Origin of the sequence: Micromonospora sp. NPDC048843, assembly GCF_040649965.1 — a bacterium.
Classification (GTDB): domain Bacteria; phylum Actinomycetota; class Actinomycetes; order Mycobacteriales; family Micromonosporaceae; genus Micromonospora; species Micromonospora hortensis.
The window spans coordinates 1-25,346 of sequence record NZ_JBEZGJ010000107.1; the positions used below are offsets into that span (position 1 = coordinate 1).

Sequence of the window (25,346 nt, forward strand, 5' to 3'; positions counted from 1 at the left end):
GCCGGTGAGTGCGGTGCTGTTGTTGGCCGGTCGCGCCTTGGGCTCCTGCGTCGCCCTGAGCGCCGGTCGCGCCTTGGGCTCCTGCGTCGCCCTGAGCGCCGGTCGCGCCTTGAGCTCCTGCGTCGCCCTGAGCGCCGGTCGCGCCTTGGGCTCCTGCGTCGCCCTGAGCGCCGGTAGCGCCTTGAGCGCCCGCGTCGCCCTGAGCGCCGGTAGTGCCTTGAGCGCCCGCGTCGCCCTGAGCGCCGGTAGCGCCTTGAGCGCCTGCATCGCCCTGAGCGCCGGTAGTGCCTTGGAAGCCCTGCGCGCCCGCGTCGCCCTGTGCACCTTGGGCTCCGGTAGCACCTTGAGCGCCTGCGTCGCCCTGGGCACCCTGGGGGCCTTGAGCGCCATGCTTGTCGTACGGGTAGTCGTCCTTGTCCTTGTCGTGGCCACCCCAGGGGCTCTGCCAGCCCTGCGGACCGTAGTCCGTCTGCCCATCGGGGTACTGGTCCCACGAATCGCCGGGTCCGTCGCCGTCTTGGCCGACAGTTGACCAGAACCCGCCGTGCTGGCCCAGTGGACCGGGCGTACCGATGTGTGCGTCCTGTGCGGACGGCTTCGTTTCCACCGGCTGCGCTGCGGCTACGGGCCCACCGGTCATCCCGACCACCAGTAGGGCGGAGCTGAGCCCTGAAGCGGCCCGGCCATGGTTCCGGCTGCGTCGCAGCCGTCGGTTGTTACTCATGACCCCTCCAGAGCCACCCGATGCACCCAGGGCTACCTGCTAGTCACCTGGCGTCGTTCAATGGGCGAGTCGTAGCGTATTCGACTGATTGATCGGTCGAGAGGGGTTTTGGTGGGATCTGGGTGCATTTAGGAGAAGGCGGAACTTATTTGCGATAGAGGGCATAAAGCCTGGCCATCGCGTTGTGGACCGCTGATCCAAAGACTTGTCACGTTCGACGGTGAATGACCGCCACGACCCGAAGGTTTGTCGGGGCCTTGGGTTGGACTGCGGTAGGCGGCGGCGTCCGTGCGGAAAACCGCCACCGCGCCGGCCGGTACGGAGGACGGCACGCGGAGGCCTGGGGGGTGTCAGCCTCGTGCTTCTCGCCCTGGCATTGTCTCCGCGAGTGCGGCGGCCACCCGGGACGCCTCGCGTCGGCCCTGATCGCGGGCTGCGGCCACGAGTGCGGGCACGACGGATCGGTCCATCACGCTGGTCCCCTGCGCTCGTTTGGAGGCCGGGTCCCGGAGCAGCAACTCCACCCGGCGACCGGTTCCCAGCGCGGCTCCCTGCTTGTCGATGCGTGCCCAGGGTCCGATCGCGGCGGTGCTCGGCGCGAGGGCGATGACGGGGCCGCTTCCGGGGGCGAGGTCGAGGTTGACTGTCGACCGCATGCCGCCGTCCATGTAGCGGCGGTCGCCGATGCTGACCGGGGCCGCGGAGATCGGCATGGCGCAGCTCGCGGCGACGGCGTCCACCAGGGGGACGCCGTCGTGCCGGGTGATGGTGCGGCTGGCGCCGGTCTCGGTGTCGACGACCACGATGCGAAGGTCCATGTCGTTCGGCCAGGAGTGGTTGGGCAGGCGGGCTTCGGCAATCCGGCGCTGCCGGGACGGGTCGTCGATGCGTGCGCCGAGGGCGAGTCGGCCGAGGCGGCGAGCGGCCTGCTCGGGGCTGCGCGCGAACAGTTGTGCCCGCGCGAGCCGAAGCAGGTGGAGAGGGCCCAGTGCGGGTGAGGTTTCGTGGGCGACGCCGCCGCGCTGGCGCTCGAAGAGTTCCGCGAGGGGGGTGCCGCTGCCGAGTTGGGCGCCGACAACGGCACCGGAGCTGGTGCCGATGACGACAGTCGAGGGAGCCACCGTCACTCCCTCGTCCGCGAGCCCGGTGAGGATGCCGACCTCCCAGGCGATGCCAGCCACTCCACCACCACCGAGCACCCAGACGGGCCGCACGTCGTCCGTCATCAGTCGCCTCATTCGACGTCGAATACTGCTAACACTGTACGCAATTTAGGCTGACTATGACGAGGAAGAATTGACAACGGGCGATCAGGGCTCCCGTCGTCCGACGAGGATGCCGCCGAGCCGGCTCTCCGCCGAGGCGACTGTCGTCTGCGAGTCGACAGTGAAGCCGCTCTTGCGTAGCCAAGCCGCCACCTGGGTTGGTTGCCGACGATGGACGCGCACGTTCATCGGGTGCCCGCCGTAGCCCTCGGTCTTGACTGTCGTTCCGTCGCCCACGTGGAAGCCGAGCAGCAGCGGGCCACCGGGGCGCACCACCCGCCGGAAGTGGGCCAACACGACGCCGACCTCGTCGTCGGGGATGTGGATGAGGGAGTACCAGGCGACCAGTCCGGCGACCGAGCCGTCGGCCAGTTCGAGGTCGGTCATCGAGCCGACCTCGAACCTCAGCTCCGGGTGGTCACGGCGGGCCACGTCGATCATTCCGGGCGAGAGATCGATCCCGAAGGCGTCGACGCCGAGCGTGTGCAGGTAGGCGGTGATTCGACCCGTGCCGCAGCCCACGTCCGCGACCGGCCCGCCGCCGGCACCCTGTACGAGTTCGGCGAACGATGCGAGGGCGGCTCGTTCGTACGGTGCCTCCGCCAGGAGGTCACGTACCAGGTGCGCGTAGCTGACCGCGACCGTGTCGTAGGAGGTGCGAGTCGCTGTCAACCAATCGTCTACGGTCACGAGTCCAACGCTAATTCAGCGACACACTGATGCCTGACCGTGCCGGACCGACAGTTTGGAGGCGTCCACCCATGACTTTTGCGCCGGTGATCGTGAGTTTGCCCATCGCCGACCGGGCCACCTCCTACCGCTTCTATCGCGACGGACTCGGCCTCGACGCGGTGGGTGAGTTGGCCGACGACGGCATCCCGGAACCGTTGCAGTTCGTCATCAACGACGGGCTGCGGCTGATGCTCATCCCGACCGGTGGCTTCGGTTGGGTGATCGGCCGGCACGAGGTCGCCCCGAGGGGCCAGAGCGAGTGCCTGTTCAATCTTGGTATCGCTTCGCCGACCGAAGTGGATGCGCTCGTCGAGCGGGCGCGCGCTGCCGGCGCCGAGGTCATCACCGAGGCGGCAGACCAACCCTGGGCGTACGCGGGTGTCTTCGCAGACCCGGACGGCCACTTGTGGATGGTGTCCGCTGATTCGGAGTCCTGAATCCGTCGGTGGTGCTGGTTATGGTCCGGCGGTGACCGTAACCACCGATGTCCCCGGGACGCTGCCCACCCCCGCTGACGAGGCCCGGCTGTGGGCGCTCATCGAGGCGGCCTGGGCCGAGTTGGGCGCCGAGCCCTTGGCGCTGCGGCAGGCCCTCGTCGAGCGCGACCCCGCCGGCGACGACGGCGATGACGGCCCGCCCTACGCGATCGAAGCCTGGCTTGATGCCTTCCTGGACCACCTCGGGCAACTGACCGCCGAGCTGACCGGGCAGGAGTTGACGGATCTCGACCGGGTGGTGGAGCGCAAGCTGTACGACATCGATCGGGAGGACATCCACGAGGTGACCGACGGGTCGGACGACGGCTTCCTCTACGCCCGAGGTTTCATCGTGGCCCTGGGGCGGTCGTACTACGAGGCGGTCCTCGCCGACCCCGCGATGGCGCTGCTGGACGCCGACTGCGAAGGCATGTGCTACTTCTTCGCGCACCTGCACAACGACCGGTTCGGTTCGTGGCCGGAGACCGGCTCCGGGATCTCCCGGGAGTCGTTCGGCAATCGGGTCGGCTGGTCCGCCTGAACGTTGCCATCCGCCTCAGCCCGGTTTGCGCTGCTGGGGTGGGGCTGCTTCCGTCGCCGGCAATTCGATCCGGCGGAGGCTGACCACCGAGACACCCGGCGGAGCGCTGGTATACCGCTCCAGGTTCTCCAGCAGGCCCTTGTGCCGCGCGTGTGCTTTGCAGACGCTGTCCAGATACTCCTGCCGGATCCGCGCGGTGCCCATCACGATGCCCTGGCGTGCCCGGTCCACCTGTTCCTGCCGCCCGGTGTAGATCCACACGACGTCGGGCACCACGGTGTCGGCCGGCACCGAAAGCCCGGTGGTGAGCACCGTGCGGTGGTAGTTGCCCTCACGTTTGTCCAGTTCGATGAGTTGCTCTCCCCGTACCAGGATCAGGATTCCGTCGAGGGCTGCCGGCGCAGCCGCGTCCGGCTCGGCATTGAGGAACAGCACCTGGATTTCGGGTTCGTCGCCGCTCGCCAGGTCCTGGTAGCGGATACGGCCCGGTCCGGTGTTGTCGGTGCAGACACTCCACGTCCGGCGCCAGCCGTTCAGGGTGGCCCGGCAGTAGTCGACGCCCTCCCGAGCGGGCCGACCGAGCAGGTCGCTGACCGTTTCGGGCGCGACCAGTGAGCCGTACGCGAAGATCCCGTACGTCGCCGGCTCGTCGAAGCGATCCCAGCCGCGCCAGTCGCGAGGCCGTCGGGTCAGGTCCGGTTCGATCGGCACCGCCCTACCCTCGTGGAAATCCTTGCCCAGCGCATAGCTGTGCTGGTCGTGGACGCTGATGTTCAACCCGGCGACCCTGGCTTCCACCACCACGAAGATGTGGTAGGTGCGGCTGTCGAGCTGCCGGCCCTGCACACTCGTCGCCCGCCCGTCGCGCAGAGGCGCCTTGAGTGGGATCCAGAGGGTCAGCGGCATGCACGAGTCGACCCGAGGCCACACCCGTTCCTCCACCTCGGTGGCCTCCGGGCTGAGCACCTGGAGCTGCTCGCGTTTGAAGAAGGTGCTGCCGTCGATGAGCGACGTGGAACGGAAGGCCAGGTAGGCCCGTGCCCGGATGTCGCTCAGCGCGACGCCGTGGATCTTCTTGTAGAAACGGATCGCGATGATCCCGTCCGTGCTGACCTGCACCGGCCCGGCGGTGTCCGAGCGCAGCTCGGCGAGGCTGGACAGACTTCCCTTGGACCGCCAGGTGAAGAATTCGGTGGCGAAGATCCGGATCATGACGATGCCGATGATCGCGGCCGGGGTGACCGCGCCGAGAAGGCTCGCCAGTGTGGCGAGGAATTCGTGCCAGGTGTTCCCGTTCTGCCGGGGAAAGTCCTCCGCACCGAGGAGCGACCGAGCGGTCGCCAGCCAGGTCTGCGGGAAACCTTTCGGTCCGCCACGGTCGGTCGGCTCGGGGCCGGCGGTGAGCATCGCGGCAACGGTGAAGGCCGCCGAGACGGTCGCGACGAAAAGGACCAGCACCGTCACCAGCTGCCAGGCTGAGGCACGAGCGACCCAGAAGCGGCCGGCCCTGCGGATGACGGGGTGCGACCCAGGCCAGTTCGTCCTCATTGGACCCCCTCCCGTGGGGGTCCAGCGTAGGCATGCGAGCGTCATCGGTGAGTGTCATTCAACGGACATGTCGCTCGCGACGACATCGCCGCGGCCGCGGCGCTGCCGGCTCACCGCACCATAAGTGGGCGGGCGGAGCGTTACGCCTTCTCAAGCACGATCAAGTGGGTACTCCAGCCAACGCCGTGACAATCGAGCCCTTCCGGTCGTACAGCGGGATCAGACGTAGATCTTCGTGGCGTACGCCGGGCCGTAGTGCCGTTCCAGGTCTTCGAGGCTCTCCGTCGGTGCCTCGACCTCCTTGATAAGGCGTGCCCGGGACGGCAGTGCCTCGGGCTGCCAGGTCTCCGGCCGCCACAGCGCGGACCGCAGGAACGCCTTCGCGCAGTGGTAGAAGATCTGCTCGATCTCCACCACCACGGCGAGCACCGGCCGGTGCCCCTTGACCACCATGTCGTCGAACCAGGGCGCGTCGCTGACCAGGCGGGCCCGCCCGTTGATCCGCAGCGTGTCGGTCCGTCCGGGGATCAGGAAGAGCAACCCGATGTGCGGGTTGTCGAGGATGTTGCGGTAGCCGTCGGCCCGCTTGTTGCCGGGCCGCTCGGGCAGCGCGATGGTCGTGTCGTCCAGCACCAGGGCGAACCCGGCCGGGTCGCCCTTGGGCGAGACGTCGCAGCTGCCGTCCGCGCCGGCCGTGGCCATCAGACAGAACGGCGAGGCACCGAGCCACTCGCGGTCCCGCTCGTGCAGCCGCGTGCGTTCCTTGGTGGCGGCCCGCGCGTTCGGCACGCCGAGAAGCGCGCGCAACTCCTCGTGCGAGGTGATCTCCACCGTCACGTTGGTCCTCCCTCAGCCGTTGACCCGGTGGCGGGCACCACCGTCGTCAGCCTAGGCCGCCGTGACCAGCGCGAGGTTTGTGCCTGGTCGCCGGGGGTACGGCCTCACCCGACGCGCTCGCCGCACGAGACCGTTCCGCAGGACGCCGACCAGTGGAGGCCGGGAGATGGAGAGCCGACTCAAGGTGCTGGGTCACCCAGTCCATCCGATGCTGGTGATGTTCCCGGTCGCGCTGCTGGCCACGGCTGTGCTGTTCGACGTGGTGGACACCGTCGGCGGTCCCGACTTCCTCGGCGAGGTCGCGTACTGGAACATCACCGTCGGCCTGATCGGCGGCCTGCTCGCCGCGGCGGCCGGCACGTTCGACCTGCTGGCGATCCCGACCGGCACCCGCGCGAAGCGGGTGGGTCTGCTGCACGCGGGCGCCAACGTCGCGGTGATCCTGCTCTTCGCCGCCGTGTGGGCGGTGCGGCTCAATGCTGATTCCCGGGCCGCCGGCGGGGCACTGGTCGCCATCGAGGTGGTCGCGCTGGCGATTCTCGGCATCAGCGCCTGGCTCGGTGGTGAGCTGGTCGACCGGCTCGGTGTGGGCGTCGACAGTGACGCCGGCCTGGATGCGCCCAGCTCACTACGGCCGCCGACGGCCACCCAGCGGATCGGAGAGGTGTGATGAGCGAGCAGCAGTTTGGCGGCTTCGGCCGGGGGTGGCGCGGCGGCCGGCAGCAGGGCTGGGACCCGATGGGGGAGTTGCAGTCGCTGCGCTCCGAGTTGAGTCGCCTGGTCGGTGGTCGCGGCGGGGCGTCCGACGTCGAGTTGACCGAGACCTCGGACGGCTGGGAGGTCGTCGTCCGGTTGCCCGGAGTGGCGCCGGAGGAGGTGGCCGTCGAGTTGGACGACCGCGAGTTGTGCGTGCGGGCCCGCTCGGAGGCGGAGGTCAACGCCGACCACGGCATCCCCGGAGGCTTCGAGACGCGCGGCTTCGAATACCGGGTCAACCTGCCGGCGCGGGTCGACCCGGACACCATCGACGCGGTGATGGACCACGGCCTGCTCCGGGTTCGGCTGCCGCGGGCGACCCGGCCCGCGCCGCGCACCATCACCGTCGGCCGCACCGGGCCGCGCTCCGGCGACCTTTCCACTGGTACGTCGATGCCGGCCGATCCCGCAGCGGACCGGGAGTTGCACCGCCCGGACACCGCCGGCGAGATCGACCGGCCGTAGCGGGCCGGATGGTCACCTCGTCCGTGCTCGGCCCGACCGCCGAGCGCCTTCCCGACGTGCGGCGGATCGCCGTGCTGCGCGCCAACGCGCTCGGTGACTTCATCTTCGCCCTGCCCGCGCTGGACGCGCTGCGGAGCGCGTACCCCTCGGCGGAGATCGTGCTGCTCGGGGCGCCGTGGCACGCGAAGCTCTGGCGCGACCGGCCCGGCCCGGTGGACCGGGTACTGGTGGTGCCGCCGGCTGCCGGCATCCGTACGCCGGAGCCGGGCGAGCCAGAGTCGTCGATCGACGACTTCGTGGCCGCTGCCGCCGGTGCGGAGTTCGACCTGGCGGTGCAGATCCACGGCGGGGGTGCGAACTCCAACCCGTTGATCAGTCGGCTCGGTGCCCGGTTGACGGTGGGCCTGCGCGCCGACGACGCGCCGCCGCTGGACCGGTGGCTGCGCTACGTCTACTACCAGCATGAGGTGATCCGCTACCTGGAGGTGGTGGCGCTGGCGGGAGCGCCGGCCATCACCATCACGCCGACGTTGGCGGTGACCGACGCCGACCGGGCCGAGGCCGCCCGGGTGCTCGGCCCGGCAAGCCGTCCCCGGGTGGCGTTGCATCCGGGTGCCACCGACACCCGCCGCCGCTGGCCCGCCGAGCGCTTCGCCGAGGTGGCCCGGGCGCTGCACGAGGACGGCTACGAGGTGCTGGTCACCGGAACGCCCTCCGAGCAGGAGGTGGTGGACCGGGTCGTCGCCGCGGCGCAGGTGCCGGTGCGCCCACAGGTGGGCACGCTCAGCCTGGGCGGGCTGGTCGGCTGCTACGCCGACTGCGCGTTGGTCGTCTCGAACGACACCGGCCCGCTGCACCTGGCCGCCGCGGTGGGCACGCCCACCGTGGGCATCTTCTGGGTCGGAAACCTGATCAACGGGGCCAGCCCGCTGCGGGCCCGGCATCGGCCGATCAGCTCGTGGACTGTGCACTGCCCGGTCTGCGGGGTCGACTGCACACCGGGCATCTATCCGCACCGGCCCGGCGACGGCGACTGCCCGCATCGGGACTCGTTCGTGACCGACGTACCGGTGATCGAGGTGCTGGAAGCCGCCCGGGAGTTGCTCACCCGGTAGTTCAGGCCGGCTGCGGGGTGTCCTCCTCGGCGAGGACTACCTCCCACGCCTCCACGTCCCGGTCGGTGACAGTGGTGGGGGACTCCAGGTGGTACGCGCCGCTGGGCAGGATGCCCGCGCCGCCGTGGCGGGACAACACGGCGAGCTGCGCAGCCACGTCCTCGCCCTGGTGCTTCTCCTGCACCCGACGCCAGAAGTCGAAGCCGCCGGCGTCGACGAGCTTGGCCCGGTCGTAGAGCACGCACCCGCCGATCCAGGAGACCTTGTACGCCCGCCACGCGCCCGGAGGCAGCGCCAACTGCTCGGTGATGTGCAGCAGGTTCGCGGCCGAGTGGATTCGGGCCCGGTTCCACTCCGGAGTGTCGGGTCGGATCCGCTCCGGTGTGGGCGGCCCGGCCCACTCCTCGTAGTGACAGTGCGATTCCGGCCGCACGTCATCGGTGTACGAGAGCCCGTGCACTCCGTTGCCGACGAACCCGCAGCCCAGCTCACCGATCGCGGTGACCAGTCGGTGCAGCGCGCCCGGTTCCAGCCAGATGTCGTCGTCGAGGCTGAGGACGTACCGGGCAGCCGAGGCGGCGAGCAGGTACGCCCGGTGTTCGGCCAACCCTCGTCGGGGCAGCCGGCGGGTCAGCAGCACCGGGTGGCCCCTGTGGCGCAGCGCCCGGACCATTGTGGCCGCGGCCGGGTGCGTGTACGCCGGTTCCCCGTCCGACTGGTCGCTGACGACCACGCCGAAGCCGGGTACCCCGTCCTGGGCGGCGAGCCCGCCCAGGGTGACGGCCAGCTCGGCGGGCCGGTTCCGGGTCGGAATCAGCACGTCCACCAGCCGGTCGGCGCGGAACTCCTCCGGGGTGCCGAGGTCGAGGGGGCGGTTCACGACGCCTGGGTGCGGGTGGGCAGCGACGGGTCCGGTTCCCGGTCGTCGATGTGTGGCGAAGGGTCCTGGCTGTGGGACCGGATCCGCTCGATGATCGCGGAGGTGGACCGGTCCGGCACGTACCCCAGGGTGCGCACCTGGCCGCCCAGCCGGCGCACCAGCGGCGCCTCCGGCACCAGCTCCGGCGGATAGTCGCCGCCCTTGACGTACACGTCCGGTCGCACCGCCTCGATCAGCGCGGCCGGTGAGTCCTCCTCGAAGACCACCACGTGGTCCACGCAGGCGAGCGCGGCGAGCAGGGCCCCTCGGTCCTCGACCGGGTTGACCGGCCGGTCCGGGCCCTTCAGCCGTCGTACGCTGCCATCCGAGTTGACCGCCACGATGAGCAGGTCACCCAACGCGCGGGCCTGCTCCAGGTAGCGCACATGCCCGCGATGCAGCACGTCGAAGCAGCCGTTGGTGAAGACCACCGACCGTCCCGCCTCGCGGTACTCGGCGACGATCGCGTCCAACTCGTCGCCGCCGACCAGCGCGGGGTGGCTCGTGGTGTCGGTCGGCTGGTCCAACGCGGCGAGCAGGTCGTCCCGTCGGCACACGCAGGTGCCGGTGTCCGACACGGTGATGGTGGCCGCGAGTTGGGCAAGTTGGGCGGCGGTGGGCAGGGGCGCGTCGGCGGCCAGGGCCAACGTCATCGCCGCCAGGTACGCGTCGCCGGCACCCACGGCGTGGCTCGCCGGCACCGGAGTGCTGTGGCTGCGTCGTGGCTCCCCGTCGGCGCCGCCGACCACGGCGCCCTCGGTGTCCAGGGTCACCGCGACCACGTCGGCACCGGTGTGCGCACGCAGTTCGGCCAGCCGCGACTTGGCCAGGACGGCACGGTCGACGCCCTCTCCGGCCCGGGTGTTCACCGTGACGCCGGTGCCGGTGACGCTGAGCCCGTCACCGGTGAGGGCGACCCGTCCCTCGCCCGGGGTGGGCTCGCCGACCGGCCCGGGGCGGTCGGCCCGGGTCAATTCGACGGCGGTGTCCTCGGCGCGTACCGCCCCCGGGGCCGCGCCAGCTGTCATCTCGGACGGTCCGTCGACGGGTTCGCCGTCCGGGTGTTCCAGGTGCAGTTCGGTCCCGCCGGTCGGTCGGGTCGTACCGCCCGCGCGGGCCAACAGTCGGGTCGCCTCGGCGAAGCTGGGGGTGACCACTGTCGGCGCGAGGCCCCGCCAGTCGGCCAGGTCGTGGGCGTCCAGCGCGACTGTGGCGTACCGCTGGCGGTTCTCGACCAGCCACGCGCGGACCGGCGCGGGCAGCGCGCCCAGGCCGTAGTCGCAGACCACCAGGGTCGGGGCCTCCCCACCGGCGGCGGCGCGCAACTCTTCGGTGGCGCAGCTCAGGGCGGTGAGCAGCCGGCTCACCCCGTCGTGGTCCAGGGCGTCCTCCGGGTCGCCGGAGTCCTCACGCAGCAGGATCTGGTTGCCGGCCAACATCCGCCGCTTGACCGGTGTGGGTCGCCCGGGCTGGTTGACGGTGCGGTCCCAGACGCTCGCGCGGTCCAGGCAGTCGTGCAGTTCGTCCCCGGCGACGTCGGCACCAACCGGTGCCACCAACACAGCCCGGCCGCCGAGGGCGGCGACGTTGACGGCGGTGTTCGCGGCCCCACCGGCGGCGGAGATCCGCCGACGCAGGGTCAGGACCGGGGCGGGCGCCTCCCGGCAGAGCCGGTCGGAGTCGGCGAACCGCCATTCGTCCAACATGGCGTCGCCAACGATCAGGACTGGGCGTCCGAGCCAGCTCTCCACGACGGTGGCGAACCGGCGCTGCTCCGCTGCTGCTCCTGCCATGCCTCCCCGGGTCCCCAGCGGCCTGGCGGACAAACCTGCGCGGTGTCTGACCTGTGGCTACGTCACCGGCATGCCCTCCGTGCCCGGATGGGCCGTTTCGGACGTTCGGTGTCGGGAAGGGAATTGAGGTACCCCGGAAAGGAGATGTACCGAGATGGCAGCGACATTGCAGGGCAAGCGGATCGCCTTCCTGGCCGCCGACGGCGTCGAGGAGGTCGAGTACGTCCAGCCACGCGAGGCGGTGGAGACCGCCGGCGCGACGGCCGAGCTGGTCTCGCTGAAGCCCGGCTCCATCCAGTCCTTCAACCACCTGGACCACTCCAGGACGTACGACGTGGACGTGACAGTCGACAAGGCCGACGCCGCCGGCTACGACGCGTTGGTGCTGCCCGGAGGGGTGGCGAACCCGGACTTCCTGCGGGGCGACCCGGACGCGGTGCGGTTCGTGAAGGCGTTCTTCGACGCGGGCAAGCCCGTCGGGGTGATCTGTCACGGCCCGTGGACGCTGATCGAGGCGGACGTGGTGCGCGGCCGGCGGATCACCTCCTGGCCGACACTGCGTACCGACCTGACCAACGCCGGGGCCACCTGGGTGGACGAGGAGTGCGTCACCGACGGCAACCTGACCAGCAGCCGTAAACCCGACGACCTCCCCGCCTTCTGCGCAGCGATAACCACAACCTTCACCACCCCCTGACCCCAGCCACCCTCCCCCGGGGCCCTTGCCCCGGTGATCAAGAGGTTTGCGTCATGACGCACGGCGTTCCTGACGCAAACCTCTTGATCAACGCCAGGAGGCGGGAGCGCGGGAACGCTGGCGGAGCGGGTGCGGTACGGGGTTGGTTTTTTGGTGGTTCGGCGCATGTTCTGCGGGTGGCGGGATAGAAGGCCACATGACCACCGAAGCCTCAGACGCGCCGGTGCTGAACCGTCGGCAGATCCGGTTGCTCATGTTGGGCCTGATGACCGGCATGCTGCTGGCCGCACTCGACCAGACCATCGTCGGTACGGCGCTGCCGACCATCGTGGGCGAGCTGGGCGGGATCAACCACTACTCCTGGGTGGTCACCGCGTACCTGCTCGCCTCGACCGCGTCGACGCCGCTCTACGGCAAGATGGCCGACCTGTACGGGCGTCGGCCGGTCTTCCTCTTCTCGATCGGCACGTTCCTGCTCGGGTCGTTGCTGGCCGGGCTGTCGCAGAACATGACCCAGCTGATCGTCACCCGGGGTATCCAGGGTCTGGGCGCCGGTGGTCTGCTGACGCTCGCGTTCACCATCATCTCGGACGTGGTGTCACCCCGGGAGCGTGGTCGGTACCAGGGCCTGTTCGGCGCGGTCTTCGGGATCTCGTCGGTCGCCGGGCCGCTGGTGGGTGGTTACTTCGCGGAGACCGACTGGCGGTGGATCTTCTACATCAACGTGCCGCTGGCGATCCTGGCCATCGTCGTCTGCTACCACGTGATGCGGTTGATCCCGTTCGAACGTCGGGACCACTCGATCGACTGGCTCGGCGCCGGCCTGCTGGTGGCCGGGGTGAGTTCGCTGCTGCTCGCGCTGAGCTGGGGCGGCAACGAGTACGCCTGGGGCTCCGGCGTGATCATCGGGCTCTTCGTGGCCGGCGTGGTGCTGGGGGTGCTCTTCGTCCTCCAGGAGGCCCGGGTGGCCGAGCCGATCCTGCCGCTGCGGCTGTTCCGGAACGCCACCTTCGCGTTGGCCAACTCCGCCCTGCTCATCATCGGTCTGGTGATGTTCGGTTCGATCATCTTCATCCCGCTGTACCTGCAGATCGTGAAGGGTGCCTCGCCGACACGCAGCGGTCTGCTGATGCTGCCGATGATGGCCGGCATCATCATCACCTCGATCCTGACCGGCCGCGCGATGACCCGGATCGGCCGCTACAAGTGGTTCCCGGTGGCCGGTTCGGTGACGCTCCTGGTCGGCATGTTCCTCTTCACCCAGTTGGAGGTGGCCACCTCGCTCTGGGTGGCGTTCGGGTACATGGTGGTGATCGGCGTCGGCCTGGGCCTGTGCATGCAGTCGCTGATCCTGGCGGTACAGAACGCGGTTTCGGTACGCGACCTGGGTGCCGGCACCTCCTCGGCGACGTTCTTCCGGTCGCTGGGCGGTTCGTTCGGTGTGGCGATCCTCGGCACTGTGCTCTCGTCCCGGCTGACCGGCGGGCTCGCCGACCGGCTGCCCGGCGCGATCGCGCAGCTCCCGCCGCAGGAGCAGGCCGCGGTGGCGGCGAGTGGTGGCGCCAACATCTCGATCAACGATCCGGCCACCATCCTGGCCCTGCCGGGGCCGGTGCGTGCGGCCATCCAGGGCGCCTTCGTCGACGCGCTGGACATGGTCTTCCTGACCGCCGGCCTGATCGCGATCGTGGCGGTGGTGGTCACACTGACGCTGCCCAACACGCAGCTGCGGGGTGCCGGCCCGAAGGGTGCCACCGGTGGCGCCGACCCGCTCGGCGGGGAGGCCCCGGCTCCGGGCGGCAAGCCGTTGACCCGCGAGTCGAAGGAGGAGGCCGCCGCCGACATGGAGGCCAAGTCCCAGACGATGATCTGAGCGTCTCGACGCCGACCGCCCCGGACCGCTCCGGGGCGGTCGGCGTCAGCGGAGCCCCGGGTGGTCAGGCGGGGCGGCGGTAGGCGCCGTACCACCAGGTCGCGGCCAACTCCCGGGCGGCTGCCGCGTCGGTATCGGGGTCGGCCGAGGTCGTGCTGACGTGGTCGGCGAGGAAGCGGTCGCCGCCGACCACTATCAGCCGGCTGGCCGTCGTCACGTCCAGGCCGGCGGGGGTACGCCCGGCCTGCTGCTCGATCCGGAGCACGTCGACTGTGCGGGCAACGAACCGCTCCAGCCCGGCCGCCCAGTACTCCCGGACCACCTCGTCGTACGCGGCGACCTCGCTGACCGCGGCCAGCACCGGGGCGTACGTCCGGTATATCCGGATCACGTCGGCGAACACCTCGGTGAGCCGAGCGAGCGGGTCGCCAGGGCCACCCGGGTCCCATTCGCCGGTGCGGTCGAACGAACTCTCCCGCATGGTGCCGGCGAGGCGCATGAGCAGTTCGGTCTTGTCCCGGAAGTGGGTGTAGAAGGTCGACCGCGCCACGCCGGCCTCGGCGGCGATCCGCTGCACGCCGAGGTCGGTGAAGCGGATCCCCTCCTTCAGGAGCCGCTCGGTGGCCGCCAGCACCCGCGCTTCGACGGCCGCGCGTCCGTCGGGGTTGCGCGGGCGGCGGCGGGTGATCGAGGGCATAGCCGGAATCCTAGGTGGCCGGGGGTCGGGGCGGCGACGTACGCTCGTTGCCGGACACAGTGTCCGACATAGTGACCACGGAGTGCCTGACCTCGGCCTCCGACCCACCATGAGGAGCAACACACGTGAAGTACCGACTGCTGGGCACCACCGGGGTGTACGTCTCGGAGATCTCGCTCGGCGCGATGACCTTCGGCGGCAGCGGGCACCCGCTCTGGGGCACCCTGGGTGGGCTGGCGCTGCCAGAGGTGCAGCGGCTGGTGGACACCGCGCTGGACGCGGGCGTCAACTTCGTCGACACCGCCGACGGCTACAGCGACGGCGAGAGCGAGGAGCTGCTCGGCAAGGCGCTCGGCAAGCGGCGTCGCGACGTCGTACTGGCGACGAAGGTGCACTCCCGGACGGGCCCCGGCCCGAACGACGTAGGCACCTCCCGGCTGCACATCATGCAGAACCTGGAGGACAGCCTGCGCCGACTGGGCACCGATCACATCGACCTGTACCAGATCCACAACTTCGACCAGATCACTCCCATGGAGGAGATGCTGCGCGCGCTCGACGACGCGGTCCGGCAGGGCAAGGTCCGCTACATCGGCGCCGCGAACTTCGCCGCCTGGCAGATCTCCAAGGCGCTGGGTATCTCCGCTCGGGAGAAGTTGGCCGGGTTCGTCTCGGTGCAGGAGTACTACTCGCTGCTGGGCCGGGACGTGGAGCGCGACGTGGTGCCGATGGCACTCAACGAGGGTGTCGGGCTGACCGTCTGGAGCCCGCTCGCCGGTGGTTTCCTCTCCGGCAAGGTCAGCCGGGACGGTGCCGTCGCCGACAGTGGCGCGCGGAGCGCCCAGCCCGGTTACGCCAGCTTCACCCCGTTCGACCCCGAGCACGCCTTCGGAGTGGTCGACGTGCTCAAGGGCGTCGCCGAGCGGCACGAGGTGAGCCCGGCCCGGGTGGCGGTCGCCTGGCTGCTGTCCCGACCGGCAGTGACCAGCGTGATCGTCGGTGCCCGCAAGCACGAGCAGTTGGTCGACAACATCGCCGCCTCGGATCTCACACTGACCGAGCAGGACCTCACCGAGCTGGACGAGGCCACCAAGCTGCCCGTCGCGTACCCGAACTGGATCCAGGAAGGGTTCTTCGCCGGGCTCCGGCTGCCGCAGTGAGGCACGGCCCCGGGGTCGGTGGCTCCGGGGCCGCCCTACTTGAGGATGAGCCGGTTCGTCTGCTCGAAGACGTCCAGGTCGGCAAGGGTTTCGATGACCGACGTGGAGAGTGGGGCGGGAAACCGGTCCCGGGGGAAGAAGCCGGCGTCGGTGGTCTCGTCGGTGACCCGGGCCAACTGCCCGTCCCACTCCTCCACCTTGAACGCCGTCGTGAACACCTGGTACGTGTGGCCGTACATGTTGGTGCTCGTCCGGTCCGGGCCGGTGTAGAGGGCGAACGCGCAGACCCGCAGCGCGCGCAGCCCGGTCTCCTCGCGGACCTCGCGTACCGCGCAGTCGGCGATCGACTCGCCCAGCTCCATCGCGCCGGCCGGCATGGCCCACTGGCCGTTGTCCGAGCGTTTGATCAGCAGGATGCGCCCGGCATCGTCGTTGACCACGGCACGGGCGCCGACGAACATCAGCGTCCGGTCCCCGGCGAGCGCGCGCAACTGCCCCACGTACGAGTCGGCCCAGGAGATGCTCACCTGCGACAACTTACGGGGGTTCCCAACGTGTGACCGCCGACACTAGCTTGTTACCCATGCGTAGCACGATGATGGACGCCCCTCTGCAGATCTCCCGGATCCTCGACCACGGTGCACTGGTGCACGGCACGGCCGAGGTGGTCACCTGGACGGGCGCCGAACCCCGTCGGATGACGTACGCCGAGGTGGGCCGGGCCGCCGCCCGGCTGGCACACGGGCTGCGCGACGAGTGCGGGGTGACCGGCGACGAGCGGGTCGCGACCTTCATGTGGAACAACAACGAGCACCTGATCGCCTACTTCGCGGTGCCGAGCATGGGCGCTGTGCTGCACACGCTCAACATCCGGCTCTTCCCCGACCAGGTCGTCTACATCGCCAACCACGCCGAGGACCGGGTGGTGCTCGTCGACAGCACGCTCATCCCGCTGCTGGCCCGGGTGATCGGTGAGCTGACCACTGTGCGGCACGTCGTGGTGGTCGGCGGTGGTGACCCGGCGCCGCTGGTGGCGGCGGCCGGCGACCGGATCACGGTGCATCACTGGGACGCGTTGCTCGCCGACCGGCCCGACACGTACGACTGGCCCGAGGTGGACGAGCGCGACGCCGCCGCGCTCTGCTACACCTCGGGCACCACTGGCAACCCGAAGGGCGTGGCCTACTCGCACCGGTCGATCTATCTGCACTCGTTGCAGGTCTGCATGCCGGAGGGTTTCGGCCTCGGGCCGACCGACCGCGAGTTGGCCATCGTGCCGATGTTTCACGCCATGTCCTGGGGCCTGCCCTACGCGGCCTTCCTCTCCGGCGCGTCGCTGATCATGCCGGACCGGTTCCTCCAGGCCGCGCCGATCGCCGAGATGATCGCCGCCGAGCGGCCCACACTGGCCGGCGCGGTGCCGACCATCTGGACCGACCTGCTGGCCTACCTGGACACCCACGACGTGGACACGTCCTCGCTCGGTGAGGTCATCGTCGGAGGCTCGGCGTGCCCGCCGGCGCTGATGCACGCGTTCGACGAGCGGCACGGAATCGACGTCATCCACGCCTGGGGAATGACCGAGATGTCTCCGCTGGGGTCGGTCTCGCGTCCGCCGGCCGGTGCGACCGGTGATGAGGCCTGGCGCTACCGCTACACCCAGGGGCGGGTGCCGGCGGGCGTGCAGGCGCGGATCGTCGGCCCGTCGGGCGACCCGATGCCCGCCGACGGCACGGCGGTGGGCGAGTTGGAGGTCCGAGGGCCGTGGGTGACCGCCCGGTACGTCGGTGACGACGCCCCGGACGAGGAGAAGTTCCGCGACGGCTGGCTGCGGACCGGCGACGTGGGCACCCTCTCACCGGACGGGTACATCAACCTGACCGACCGTGCCAAGGACGTGATCAAGTCCGGTGGCGAGTGGATCTCGTCGGTGGAGTTGGAGAACGCGCTGATGGCCCACCCGGCGGTGCTGGAGGCGTGCGTGGTGGGGGTCCCGGACGAGCGGTGGGACGAACGTCCGCTGGCCACGGTTGTGGTCCGGGAGGGCGCTTCGGTGACCGCCGAGGAGTTGCGGGACTTCCTGGCCGGGTCGGTGGCGCGCTGGCAGTTGCCCGAGCGCTGGGCGTTCATCGACACGGTGCCGAAGACGAGCGTCGGCAAGTTCGACAAGAAGGTCGTCCGTTCGCGGTACGCCGAGGGTGAGCTGACTGTCCGGGAGCTGACAGCCCCGTAACGTTTTCCCCGGCACTGTCGCCTGTTGGGGCGGGAGTACTCCTAAACCCTCCCCAGGGGCGGCCCCGGCGTTCGCACCGCGCCGGGGCCGCCCGCTCCACGCGGGGTGACCCGCACCGTCATTGTTGCGAAAGTTGTTCGCTTCTGTCCTGCTGACGGGGAAATCGGGTGGTCAGCGACCCGATCAGGCATCGCTGGTCGTGATGAGCACCTTGCCCACAGTCGAGTCCTCCACCGCCTGGTGCGCAGCGGCCGCCTCCGCCAGCGGGTAGTAGTGCAGCGGCAGACCGGCTTCCGCGCCGACCCGGATGCCACCCTGGCTCGCCGCCGCCGCCACGTCCTTCACGCCCTGCGCCTTGGCCGCCTTCGGCTCGGTGTAGACCAGCACGAACTGCCAGCGGGCGTTCGGCGCCATCATCGCCCGGATCGGGATGCTCACCTCGTCCCCGCCGTTGTCGGCGTACATGCAGACCGCGCCGCCGTGCCGCAGCACCCGTACGTCGACCGAGGCGTTGCGGGCGGGGGAGACCTCCACGATCGTGTGCACCCCGTCGGGGGCGATCTTGCGGACCTCCTCGACCACGTCCTGCTCCCGATAGTTGATCACGAAGGAAGCGCCTGCCGAGGCCGCGAGCTGTGCCTTCTCCGCGCTGCTCACAGTGGCGATCACAGTGGCGTCGGCCCACCGGGCGAGCTGGATCGCGGCGTTGCCGACAGCGCCCGCGCCGCCCTGCACCAGCACCGTGTGATCCGCCAACGCGCCGGCCCGCAGCGTGTCCGGCATGAACTCGCCGGCGGTCAGACAGCGGTGCGCGGTGAGGAACGGGATGCCCAGGGCCGCGCCCAGCTCGAACGGGGCGGCGCCGAGGCGTACCGCCTGCCGGACCGGCACCAGCGTGTACTCCGCCGTCGTGCCCCACTGTCGCTGCCAGGCGGCCTCCCAGACCCACACCCGCTCACCGATCAGGTCGGGGTCGACCCCGTCGCCGACAGCCTCGACCACCCCCGCGCCGTCCTGCCCGGGGATCTGCCACCCGTTAGGCGGGGCGTTGCGGCGGGACTTCCAGTCGGTCGGGTTCACCCCGGAGACCGCCATCCGCACCAGGACCTCGCCCGCACCCGGCTCCGGCACCGGCCGGTCGACCAGATCGAGCACCGAAGGGTCGCCGTTGCGCTCGTACACGATGGCCTTCATCCGTGGTCTCTACCCGGCTCGACCCCTGTCAACCCAGCTCGTCCACCAACTCCGGGGTCAGCTCACCGATCGCGTTCAGCGTCGCCGCCGCCAGCCCGGCGGCGTCCGGATCGAGCGGGTACGAGCCGTGCGGCACCGCCACCACCCGCATCCCCGCCGCCGCGGCGGAACGCACCCCGTTGGACGAGTCCTCCACCGCAGCACAGCGGGTCGGGTCGACGCCGAGACGCTCCGCCACGCTCAGGTACACGTCCGGTGCGGGCTTGCCCCGCTCGGTCTGCTCGGTGGAGAGGGTCGCGCCGAACGCGTCGGTCAGGCCGGTCGCCGCCAGCGCCGCCTCGATCAGCCGGGTCGGCGACGAGCTGGCCAACCCGAGCGGCCACCGCGCGGCCAGCCGGCGGACGACCTGATCGGCGCCGTCGATGAGGGGTACGTGGTCCCGGTAGCGTCGGGTCATCTCCTCGACCACCTCGACGGCGACCTGCTCGGCGGTGCGGTCGACGCCCAGCTCTCCGCTGAGGTAGTGGGCCCACTCCCCGGTGCTCATCCCCATGAGTCGGCGTTGCGTGTCCGGTTGCCACGTCCCGCCGTGCGCCGCCACGTACGCCCGGCGGACCTCCTCCCACACCGGCTCGGAATCCACGATCACGCCGTCCAGGTCGAAGACCACCGCATCAGTCACGGACCCATCCTGCCCGACCGGTGGGTGCCCGGTCAGCCGGGCAACGCGGGCAGACCGAGCGGGCTGCCCTCGGGAAGCAGTGTGTGACCGGACCGGGCGATGGGCTCCAGCAGCTCCCGGAGCCGGTCCGTGTCGTGGACGCCGAGCGCCTGCCACGGGTGCGCGGCGGCGCGGTCGGTGGCGTCCTCGATGGCCTGGAACTCGGCCCGGGCGTGGTCGGTGGCCGCGCCGCCCCCGGTCAGCCAACCCCGCTCGATGAGCCGCTCGCGGGCGGCCTGCCACTGGTCCTCGGACCAGCCTCGGCCCAGCAGGTACTGCGGCGACGAACCGTCCAGCGCGACCCGCCCGGTCAGCGTCTCCACCGGGTCCAGGCCGGCGGCCACCAGCGCCGCCACGTGCCCGTCCCCCCGGTGCTCGCGCAGCGTGGTGGCGGCCTGCCAGAGCCGCGCCAGTGGGTATTCGCCGGCCGGGAGGGCCGCGTTGGCAGCGCCGAGAACCCGGCCCGCGGTCTGCGCCGCCGAGGCGGCCCGCTCCAGCAGGTCGGCGGCCTCCACCAGGTGCGACTCCGGAAGCTCGTAGGTCAGCTCGGCGAGCGCCTGAACGGCACCGGTCAAACGGGCGCGCAGCGCCTCCTGCGGGGTGGCCAACCGCCACACCGCCGGCAGCGCGCGAGCCACCATCGGCGGTGCGAAGTTGAAGAAGGCGGCGATCACCGGGGCCGCCTCGGCGGCGCCCAGCGGCGCGGCCCGGCCGGCGAAGTAACCGCGCCAGTAGCCGCGCAGCCCTACCGCCTCGTACGCGGCCCGGGCCCGGGGGTGCAGATAGGTGACGGTGTGCACCGGCTCGAAGTACGACCACATCGACCGGGCAGTCCGCCCAGGCTCGTCCAGCGCCGTCACATGCACCTCCGCGTCCCGGTTCCGGATGCTCACCCCGGGCGGCGAACCGCCCGGGGTGACGCCGAACCTACTGCCGCAGGGTGACGGGCCGGAAGCCCCATGTGAACAACTCCATCGCGTCCCGGCGACAACCGGGACGACGTGGACAGGTCACTGGGCGGCGAGCACGTCCACAACGAAGCGCAGCGGACCGGTGGGACGTCCACCGGCGGCGGCCTCGTCGTTGCCGTACGCCAGCTCGCCCGGGATGTCGAGCTGCACCCGGCTGCCCACAGTCACCCCGACCAGACCCTGGTCCCAGCCGGGGATGACCTGGCCGACGCCGATCGGGAAGGTGGCCGGCTGCCCGGCCTTCCAGGAGGAGTCGAACTCCTTGCCGTCCTTGAAGAACACCCCCACGTAGTTGGTGGTGATGTTCTGGCCCTTCTGCACTGCCGGACCCTTGCCCTTGATCAGCGGGGTGACGGTGAGCTTCTTGAGCTCACCGGTGCCCGGCGTCACCGTCGGCTTGGTGCCCAGCGCCGGGTCGGAGCCCTCGGGCAGCTGCGGAGCGGGGGGCGCGCCAGCCTCGTCGGGGGCCGGGGCGGAGGCGGACGGGGTCGCATCGGCCTGGTTCTTGGGCTTGTCGTCGCCCCCGCCGATCGTCACGAAGACGCCGATCAGCACCCCGACCACGGCGACGGCGGCGAGGCCGCTGGCCCACGCGTTGCGCTTGCGCCTCGCGTCGGCGGCCTTCTTCTCCGCCAACTGGGCGGCCAGGCGGCGCCCCGACTTGGTTGCCGGGCTCTGGTCCGGGCCCGTCTGCTGCGTCCGCTCGCTCACGTCGTCGACTCCCTGCTGCGAAGTGTGGCCGGCACCCGGTGCCGGGGGGAAAGCCGACGCACACGGTACCCGCACCGCGGCCTACCGTGCCCGCCGCCGACGCCTCGGATCGCCCAGTGCGACATTCCGAGGCTTTCCCGGGCGGTTATTCCGGGACGACCATGAAGTCGGTCACGAACGACGTGATCCGTCCGTCGGCGGTACGGCCGATCCAGGTGCCGTAGCAGCCGTCGCCCCAACCGGTGGCCACCGTGACGACGTTGGCGCCGCTGGCCTCGTCCAACACGGCGGTGATCAGCCCCGGGACCGGGGACGACGGCAGCTCGGTCGGGATGAAGACCTCCTCGACCCGGTCGGAGTCCCAGCTCTCCAGGACGGCGAGCGCGGTCGGGTCGGCGAGGGTGCCGACACCGGCGTCCACCCCGTATCCGAAGTAGTCGTCCGCGCCGAGCGTGGCGACGTCCTGGTCGCCCGCGACGGCCGGCTCCCAGCGGATCGTCGGTTCCGCCGAGACGACCAGCTCCAGCGCGGCGACCCGGCGGTCCACCTCGGCGTCCTCCCGGAGCACCACAGCCACCCAGGCGCGGGCGGGATGCCGCCCCGGCGGCACTGTCACGGTGAACGGCTCCGCCTCCGGGCAGACCAGCGGGTCACACCCGACCACGCGACCGGTCGGCAACACGATGTCGCCCACCGGGTGAACCTCGATCAGGTACCCGCCGTGCTGGTCGGTGAAGCGGGCGCCGGGCGTCAGTAACCGGTCCAGATCAGGGGTGTACGGCATGGGGGCTCCTCCGGTCGCCAGCGGCCGGCGGAGCGTACCCGGCGAGGCGGACACCGCCGCCGCTGCCGTACGGTCAGGCGCTCTTGCGGGGTGCGGTCTTGCGTGCGGCGGTCTTCTTGGCCGGCTCCGCCTTCTTCGCGGCGGTCTTCTTCGCGGCGGTCTTCTTCGCCGGCTCGGCCGCCTTCTTCTCTGCCGTCTTCTTCGCCGCGGTCTTCTTCGCGGGTGCCTTGGCCGCCTTCTTCTCGGCTGCCTTCTGCGCCGACCGGGCCGACGAGATGGGCGTCGGCTCGCCACCACCACCGCCCCGGGCAGGCTGCTCGCCGCGAGCCGCCTTGGCACGCTCCACCGAGGCCTTCAACGCCGCCATCAGGTCCACCGCCGCGGCCGGGGCCTCCTCGACCTCCTCCGGCTGGACGACCTCCCGACCCTCCACCTTGGCGTCGATGACCTCCTGCAACGCGGCCCGGTAGTCGTCGGTGAAGACGTCCGGCTCGAACTCGCCGGTCATCGAGTCGATCAGTGAACTGGCCATGGCCAGCTCCGGCGGGCGCACCTTGAGGTCCTCGTCGAGAAAACCGAAGTCCGGGGTACGGATCTCGTCCGGCCAGAGCATTGTGTTGAGCAGCAGCACACCCTCGCGGACCCGCAGCGTGGCCAGCTGCTCCCGCTGGCGCAGCGCCACCTTGACGATGGCCACCCGCTCAGAGTCGATGAGCGCGTCGCGCAGCAGCACGTACGGCTTGGTTGCCGCGCCCTCCGGCTCGAGGAAGTACGCCTTGTTGTAGAGGATCGGGTCGACCTGCTCGGCTGGCACGAACTCCAGCACGTCGATGGCACGGGAGCTGGTCAGTGGCAGGTCGGCGAAGTCCTCATCGGTGAGGATCACCATTTCGCCGCCGCCGATGTCGTAGCCCTTGGCGATGTCGTCGTAGGTGACCTCTTCGCCGCAGACCGAGCAGGTGCGCTTGTAGCGGATCCGACCGCCGTCCTCGCGGTGCACCTGGTGGAACCGAATGTCCTTCTCCTCGGTCGCGGAGTAGAGCTTCACCCCGATCGAGACGAGCCCGAACGACACGGCTCCCTTCCAGATGGCACGCATCCTGCGCTCCCTTCCCCGGTATCGACCATGCTCGCATCCGAAAGAACCGGACGCGAGGTGTTCGGGCTGCTACTACAGTCGGGTCGTGCCCGGCGCGCCGCTCAAGCCGATGCTCGCGATGACCGGGCCGCTCCCGGCGGGTGACGGCTGGGCGTACGAGTTCAAGTGGGACGGCGTCCGCGCCCTGGCCGACATCTCAGGTGGCGGTCAGCACCTGTATGCCCGTTCCGGCGTGGAGATCACCGCCGCTTACCCGGAGTTGGCCACCCTGCCCGAGCAGGTCGACGACGCACTGCTCGACGGTGAGGTGGTGCTGCTCGGACAGGGCGGGCAGCCGTCGTTCACAGCGCTTGCCGAACGGATGCACGTCCGGGACCGGGCCAAGGCCGCCCGGTTGGCAGCGGTCATGCCGGTGACGTACATGATCTTCGACCTGCTCCGGCTGAACGGCGACGACCTGACCGGCTGGCCGTACGAGCGCCGCCGGGAGGCCCTGGAGGCGCTCGCGCTCGGTGGCCTCCGGTGGGCGGTGCCGCCGATGTTCACCGACGGGCCGGCTACCTACGAGGCGGCCGGGGAGCACGGCCTGGAAGGGGTGATGGCCAAGCGGGTCGGGGCCGTCTACCGCCCGGGGGTGCGTTCGCCGGACTGGGTGAAGGTCAAGCTGGAGGTGACCGGCGACTTCGTCATCGGTGGTTGGCGACCGGGCGCGCGCCGCATCGGCGGGCTACTGGTCGGGGTGCCCGGCCCGGACGGCCGACTGATCTACCGGGGTCGGGTCGGCGGTGGCATCGGCGCGGCCATCGAGCGGCAGCTCCTCGCCGAGCTGGAGCCGCTGCGCTCCGGCGTGTCACCGTTCGCGCCGGGGATGCCGCGCGAGGATGCGCGGGGCGCCATCTGGGTAACACCCCAGGTGGTGGTGGAGGTGAAGTACGGCCAGCGCACCCCTGACGGCCGGCTGCGCTTCCCCCGGGTGCTGCGGTTGCGCCCGGACAAGCCTCCCGAGGAGGTCGACGATGCCGGGTGAACGGCTACGGGTGGACGTCGAGGGCCGCGCGCTGGAGTTGTCCAACCTGGACAAGGTGCTCTACCCGGCGGCCGGGTTCACAAAGGGTGAGGTGATCGACTACTACACCCGAATCTCCCCGGTGCTGCTGCCGCACCTGCGGGACCGACCGGTCACCCGGATCCGCTTCCCCAACGGGGTGGACGACAAGTCGTTCTTCGAGAAGAACACGCCGGCCGCGACCCCGGACTGGGTACGGGTGGAGAACCTGCCAGCGCCCGGGTCGACGAAGGGCCGGGAGACCATCGACTACGTGGTCGCCGACGACCTGCCCACACTGGTCTGGCTGGCCAACCTGGCCGCCTTGGAGCTGCACACACCGCAGTGGAAGGTGGGCGAGCACCCGGACATGATGGTCGTCGACCTGGACCCGGGCCCGCCGGCCGGGCTCGCCGAGTGTTGCCCGGTGGCGGTCCTGATGCGCGACCGCCTCGCCGACGACGGCATCGAGTCGTACCCGAAGACGTCCGGCAAGAAGGGCATGCAGCTCTGCTGCCCGATCGCCGGCACCCAGCCGTCCGACCTCGTCTCCGACTACGCCCGGCGGATCGCCCAGGAGCTGGAGAAGGCCCACCCGAAGCTGATCGTGTCGAAGATGGCGAAGAACCTCCGACCGGGCAAGGTCTTCATCGACTGGAGCCAGAACAACGCGGCGAAGACCACTGTTGCGCCGTACTCGCTACGCGCCCAGTCGGTGCCGTCGGTGTCGACGCCGCTGACCTGGGACGAGGTCGAGGCCGGCGCGCGCGGCCGGAAGCCGGCCGTCCGCCAGTTCACCGCCGCCGAGGTCCTGGCCCGGGTCGAGGAGTACGACGACCTGCTCGGCCCCCTGCTCGACGGCGGCCCGGAACTGCCCACCCGCTGACGGGACCGACAACGGTCGGCGGACGCGAAGCAGCGCGGCCCGGCGTCCACCGCTGCCGCCCCTAGGACCGCATCGAGGGGCTCGCGTCGGCCGCGAAACAGCGG

The 25,346-nt window shown here is 70.7% G+C and carries 25 protein-coding genes and 1 pseudogene; 11 read left to right on the forward strand and 15 right to left on the reverse strand.

The window, feature by feature from the left end; all coding sequences use genetic code 11:
- The 3 genes and pseudogenes from AB0C20_RS23195 to AB0C20_RS23205 form a co-directional block, all read right to left on the reverse strand.
- Positions 1-390, reverse strand: a pseudogene (locus AB0C20_RS23195) (hypothetical protein); the annotation flags it as partial.
- A gap of 684 nt (positions 391-1,074) precedes the next feature.
- Positions 1,075-1,950, reverse strand: a complete 876-nt coding sequence (locus AB0C20_RS23200; protein ID WP_357568725.1) for a patatin-like phospholipase family protein — start codon at positions 1,948-1,950, stop codon at positions 1,075-1,077.
- An 84-nt stretch (positions 1,951-2,034) separates the two neighbouring features.
- Positions 2,035-2,679 carry a class I SAM-dependent methyltransferase gene (locus AB0C20_RS23205; RefSeq protein ID WP_357188943.1) on the reverse strand — a complete coding sequence of 215 codons (645 nt, stop codon included), beginning with the start codon at positions 2,677-2,679 and terminating at the stop codon, positions 2,035-2,037.
- A gap of 29 nt (positions 2,680-2,708) precedes the next feature.
- Between AB0C20_RS23205 and AB0C20_RS23210 the strand changes: the two genes are divergently transcribed.
- Both AB0C20_RS23210 and AB0C20_RS23215 read left to right on the forward strand, forming a co-directional pair.
- Positions 2,709-3,158: a VOC family protein gene (locus AB0C20_RS23210; RefSeq protein WP_357568726.1), complete on the forward strand. Its 450-nt coding sequence runs from the start codon at positions 2,709-2,711 to the stop codon at positions 3,156-3,158.
- A gap of 31 nt (positions 3,159-3,189) precedes the next feature.
- Positions 3,190-3,738, forward strand: a complete 549-nt coding sequence (locus tag AB0C20_RS23215; protein ID WP_357568727.1) for a DUF4240 domain-containing protein — start codon at positions 3,190-3,192, stop codon at positions 3,736-3,738.
- 15 nt (positions 3,739-3,753) lie between these two features.
- Here the strand turns inward: AB0C20_RS23215 and AB0C20_RS23220 are convergent, their stop codons facing one another.
- Together AB0C20_RS23220 and AB0C20_RS23225 are read right to left on the reverse strand one after the other, a co-directional pair.
- Positions 3,754-5,202 carry a hypothetical protein gene (locus tag AB0C20_RS23220; RefSeq protein ID WP_357188949.1) on the reverse strand — a complete coding sequence of 483 codons (1,449 nt, stop codon included), beginning with the start codon at positions 5,200-5,202 and terminating at the stop codon, positions 3,754-3,756.
- Positions 5,203-5,505: 303 nt separating this feature from the next.
- Positions 5,506-6,123: a pyridoxamine 5'-phosphate oxidase family protein gene (locus AB0C20_RS23225; RefSeq protein ID WP_357568728.1), complete on the reverse strand. Its 618-nt coding sequence runs from the start codon at positions 6,121-6,123 to the stop codon at positions 5,506-5,508.
- 166 nt (positions 6,124-6,289) lie between these two features.
- Between AB0C20_RS23225 and AB0C20_RS23230 the strand changes: the two genes are divergently transcribed.
- The 3 genes from AB0C20_RS23230 to AB0C20_RS23240 are packed head-to-tail and all read left to right on the forward strand — an operon-like array spanning position 6,290 to position 8,459.
- Positions 6,290-6,793, forward strand: a complete 504-nt coding sequence (locus AB0C20_RS23230; protein WP_210783963.1) for a DUF2231 domain-containing protein — start codon at positions 6,290-6,292, stop codon at positions 6,791-6,793.
- Entirely contained in the window at positions 6,793-7,344 is a 552-nt protein-coding gene (locus AB0C20_RS23235) for an Hsp20/alpha crystallin family protein (protein ID WP_357188954.1), read from the forward strand. The genes AB0C20_RS23230 and AB0C20_RS23235 overlap by 1 nt, the downstream gene beginning before the upstream one ends.
- An 8-nt stretch (positions 7,345-7,352) precedes the next feature.
- On the forward strand, positions 7,353-8,459 hold the full coding sequence (locus AB0C20_RS23240; RefSeq protein ID WP_357188956.1) for a glycosyltransferase family 9 protein: 1,107 nt from the start codon (positions 7,353-7,355) through the stop codon (positions 8,457-8,459).
- A gap of 1 nt (position 8,460) precedes the next feature.
- Here AB0C20_RS23240 and AB0C20_RS23245 read toward each other — a convergent pair whose 3' ends face one another.
- Positions 8,461-9,339, reverse strand: coding sequence for a glycosyltransferase (locus AB0C20_RS23245; RefSeq protein ID WP_357188958.1), 879 nt, complete (start codon positions 9,337-9,339; stop codon positions 8,461-8,463).
- Entirely contained in the window at positions 9,336-11,171 is a 1,836-nt protein-coding gene (rfaE2, locus tag AB0C20_RS23250) for a D-glycero-beta-D-manno-heptose 1-phosphate adenylyltransferase (RefSeq protein ID WP_357188960.1), read from the reverse strand. The genes AB0C20_RS23245 and rfaE2 overlap by 4 nt, the downstream gene beginning before the upstream one ends.
- A 154-nt stretch (positions 11,172-11,325) precedes the next feature.
- Between rfaE2 and AB0C20_RS23255 the strand changes: the two genes are divergently transcribed.
- Together AB0C20_RS23255 and AB0C20_RS23260 are read left to right on the forward strand one after the other, a co-directional pair.
- Positions 11,326-11,868: a type 1 glutamine amidotransferase domain-containing protein gene (locus AB0C20_RS23255; RefSeq protein ID WP_357188962.1), complete on the forward strand. Its 543-nt coding sequence runs from the start codon at positions 11,326-11,328 to the stop codon at positions 11,866-11,868.
- A 196-nt stretch (positions 11,869-12,064) separates the two neighbouring features.
- Positions 12,065-13,741: an MDR family MFS transporter gene (locus AB0C20_RS23260; protein ID WP_357188965.1), complete on the forward strand. Its 1,677-nt coding sequence runs from the start codon at positions 12,065-12,067 to the stop codon at positions 13,739-13,741.
- A gap of 64 nt (positions 13,742-13,805) precedes the next feature.
- Here AB0C20_RS23260 and AB0C20_RS23265 read toward each other — a convergent pair whose 3' ends face one another.
- Positions 13,806-14,438, reverse strand: a complete 633-nt coding sequence (locus AB0C20_RS23265) for a TetR/AcrR family transcriptional regulator (RefSeq protein WP_357188968.1) — start codon at positions 14,436-14,438, stop codon at positions 13,806-13,808.
- 125 nt (positions 14,439-14,563) lie between these two features.
- Between AB0C20_RS23265 and AB0C20_RS23270 the strand changes: the two genes are divergently transcribed.
- Entirely contained in the window at positions 14,564-15,598 is a 1,035-nt protein-coding gene (locus AB0C20_RS23270) for an aldo/keto reductase (protein WP_112699930.1), read from the forward strand.
- Between the two features lie 35 nt (positions 15,599-15,633).
- Here AB0C20_RS23270 and AB0C20_RS23275 read toward each other — a convergent pair whose 3' ends face one another.
- Positions 15,634-16,125, reverse strand: a complete 492-nt coding sequence (locus AB0C20_RS23275; protein ID WP_357188973.1) for an NUDIX domain-containing protein — start codon at positions 16,123-16,125, stop codon at positions 15,634-15,636.
- A gap of 71 nt (positions 16,126-16,196) precedes the next feature.
- Between AB0C20_RS23275 and AB0C20_RS23280 the strand changes: the two genes are divergently transcribed.
- Positions 16,197-17,831: a fatty acid--CoA ligase gene (locus AB0C20_RS23280; RefSeq protein ID WP_357189177.1), complete on the forward strand. Its 1,635-nt coding sequence runs from the start codon at positions 16,197-16,199 to the stop codon at positions 17,829-17,831.
- A 183-nt stretch (positions 17,832-18,014) separates the two neighbouring features.
- Here the strand turns inward: AB0C20_RS23280 and AB0C20_RS23285 are convergent, their stop codons facing one another.
- From AB0C20_RS23285 to AB0C20_RS23310, 6 genes are all read right to left on the reverse strand, one after another.
- Complete coding sequence (locus tag AB0C20_RS23285) at positions 18,015-19,025, reverse strand: NADPH:quinone reductase (protein WP_357188976.1); 1,011 nt, start codon at positions 19,023-19,025, stop codon at positions 18,015-18,017.
- A 28-nt stretch (positions 19,026-19,053) separates the two neighbouring features.
- The gene (locus tag AB0C20_RS23290; RefSeq protein WP_357188979.1) at positions 19,054-19,707 is read right to left on the reverse strand and encodes an HAD family phosphatase; all 654 of its coding nucleotides are present in this window, start codon (positions 19,705-19,707) and stop codon (positions 19,054-19,056) included.
- A 32-nt stretch (positions 19,708-19,739) separates the two neighbouring features.
- Positions 19,740-20,567, reverse strand: a complete 828-nt coding sequence (locus tag AB0C20_RS23295) for a hypothetical protein (protein WP_357189179.1) — start codon at positions 20,565-20,567, stop codon at positions 19,740-19,742.
- A gap of 189 nt (positions 20,568-20,756) precedes the next feature.
- Positions 20,757-21,428 carry an FKBP-type peptidyl-prolyl cis-trans isomerase gene (locus tag AB0C20_RS23300; RefSeq protein WP_357188982.1) on the reverse strand — a complete coding sequence of 224 codons (672 nt, stop codon included), beginning with the start codon at positions 21,426-21,428 and terminating at the stop codon, positions 20,757-20,759.
- 145 nt (positions 21,429-21,573) lie between these two features.
- Complete coding sequence (locus AB0C20_RS23305; protein WP_266303843.1) at positions 21,574-22,212, reverse strand: DUF4241 domain-containing protein; 639 nt, start codon at positions 22,210-22,212, stop codon at positions 21,574-21,576.
- 73 nt (positions 22,213-22,285) lie between these two features.
- The gene (locus tag AB0C20_RS23310) at positions 22,286-23,311 is read right to left on the reverse strand and encodes a Ku protein (protein WP_112639968.1); all 1,026 of its coding nucleotides are present in this window, start codon (positions 23,309-23,311) and stop codon (positions 22,286-22,288) included.
- A gap of 85 nt (positions 23,312-23,396) precedes the next feature.
- On the opposite strand from AB0C20_RS23310, the gene ligD (AB0C20_RS23315) reads away from it, so the two are divergent.
- Positions 23,397-24,338, forward strand: a complete 942-nt coding sequence (ligD, locus tag AB0C20_RS23315; protein WP_357568730.1) for a non-homologous end-joining DNA ligase — start codon at positions 23,397-23,399, stop codon at positions 24,336-24,338.
- A complete protein-coding gene (ligD, locus tag AB0C20_RS23320; RefSeq protein WP_357188994.1) occupies positions 24,328-25,242 on the forward strand; it encodes a non-homologous end-joining DNA ligase in 915 nt (304 codons plus the stop codon). The genes ligD (AB0C20_RS23315) and ligD (AB0C20_RS23320) overlap by 11 nt, the downstream gene beginning before the upstream one ends.
- Positions 25,243-25,346 lie beyond the last annotated feature (104 nt).

Coding starts and splice junctions, on each gene's coding strand:
- AB0C20_RS23285 (WP_357188976.1), bottom strand. CDS start 19,025: ATGAAGGCCATCGTGTACGAGCGCAACGGCGACCCTTCGGTGCTCGAT.
- AB0C20_RS23230 (WP_210783963.1), top strand. CDS start 6,290: ATGGAGAGCCGACTCAAGGTGCTGGGTCACCCAGTCCATCCGATGCTG.
- AB0C20_RS23305 (WP_266303843.1), bottom strand. CDS start 22,212: ATGCCGTACACCCCTGATCTGGACCGGTTACTGACGCCCGGCGCCCGC.
- AB0C20_RS23295 (WP_357189179.1), bottom strand. CDS start 20,567: ATGTGGTCGTACTTCGAGCCGGTGCACACCGTCACCTATCTGCACCCC.
- AB0C20_RS23255 (WP_357188962.1), top strand. CDS start 11,326: ATGGCAGCGACATTGCAGGGCAAGCGGATCGCCTTCCTGGCCGCCGAC.
- rfaE2 (WP_357188960.1), bottom strand. CDS start 11,171: ATGGCAGGAGCAGCAGCGGAGCAGCGCCGGTTCGCCACCGTCGTGGAG.
- AB0C20_RS23200 (WP_357568725.1), bottom strand. CDS start 1,950: ATGACGGACGACGTGCGGCCCGTCTGGGTGCTCGGTGGTGGTGGAGTG.
- AB0C20_RS23260 (WP_357188965.1), top strand. CDS start 12,065: ATGACCACCGAAGCCTCAGACGCGCCGGTGCTGAACCGTCGGCAGATC.
- AB0C20_RS23235 (WP_357188954.1), top strand. CDS start 6,793: ATGAGCGAGCAGCAGTTTGGCGGCTTCGGCCGGGGGTGGCGCGGCGGC.
- AB0C20_RS23210 (WP_357568726.1), top strand. CDS start 2,709: ATGCCTGACCGTGCCGGACCGACAGTTTGGAGGCGTCCACCCATGACT.
- AB0C20_RS23265 (WP_357188968.1), bottom strand. CDS start 14,438: ATGCCCTCGATCACCCGCCGCCGCCCGCGCAACCCCGACGGACGCGCG.
- ligD (WP_357188994.1), top strand. CDS start 24,328: ATGCCGGGTGAACGGCTACGGGTGGACGTCGAGGGCCGCGCGCTGGAG.
- AB0C20_RS23240 (WP_357188956.1), top strand. CDS start 7,353: ATGGTCACCTCGTCCGTGCTCGGCCCGACCGCCGAGCGCCTTCCCGAC.
- AB0C20_RS23310 (WP_112639968.1), bottom strand. CDS start 23,311: ATGCGTGCCATCTGGAAGGGAGCCGTGTCGTTCGGGCTCGTCTCGATC.
- AB0C20_RS23280 (WP_357189177.1), top strand. CDS start 16,197: ATGGACGCCCCTCTGCAGATCTCCCGGATCCTCGACCACGGTGCACTG.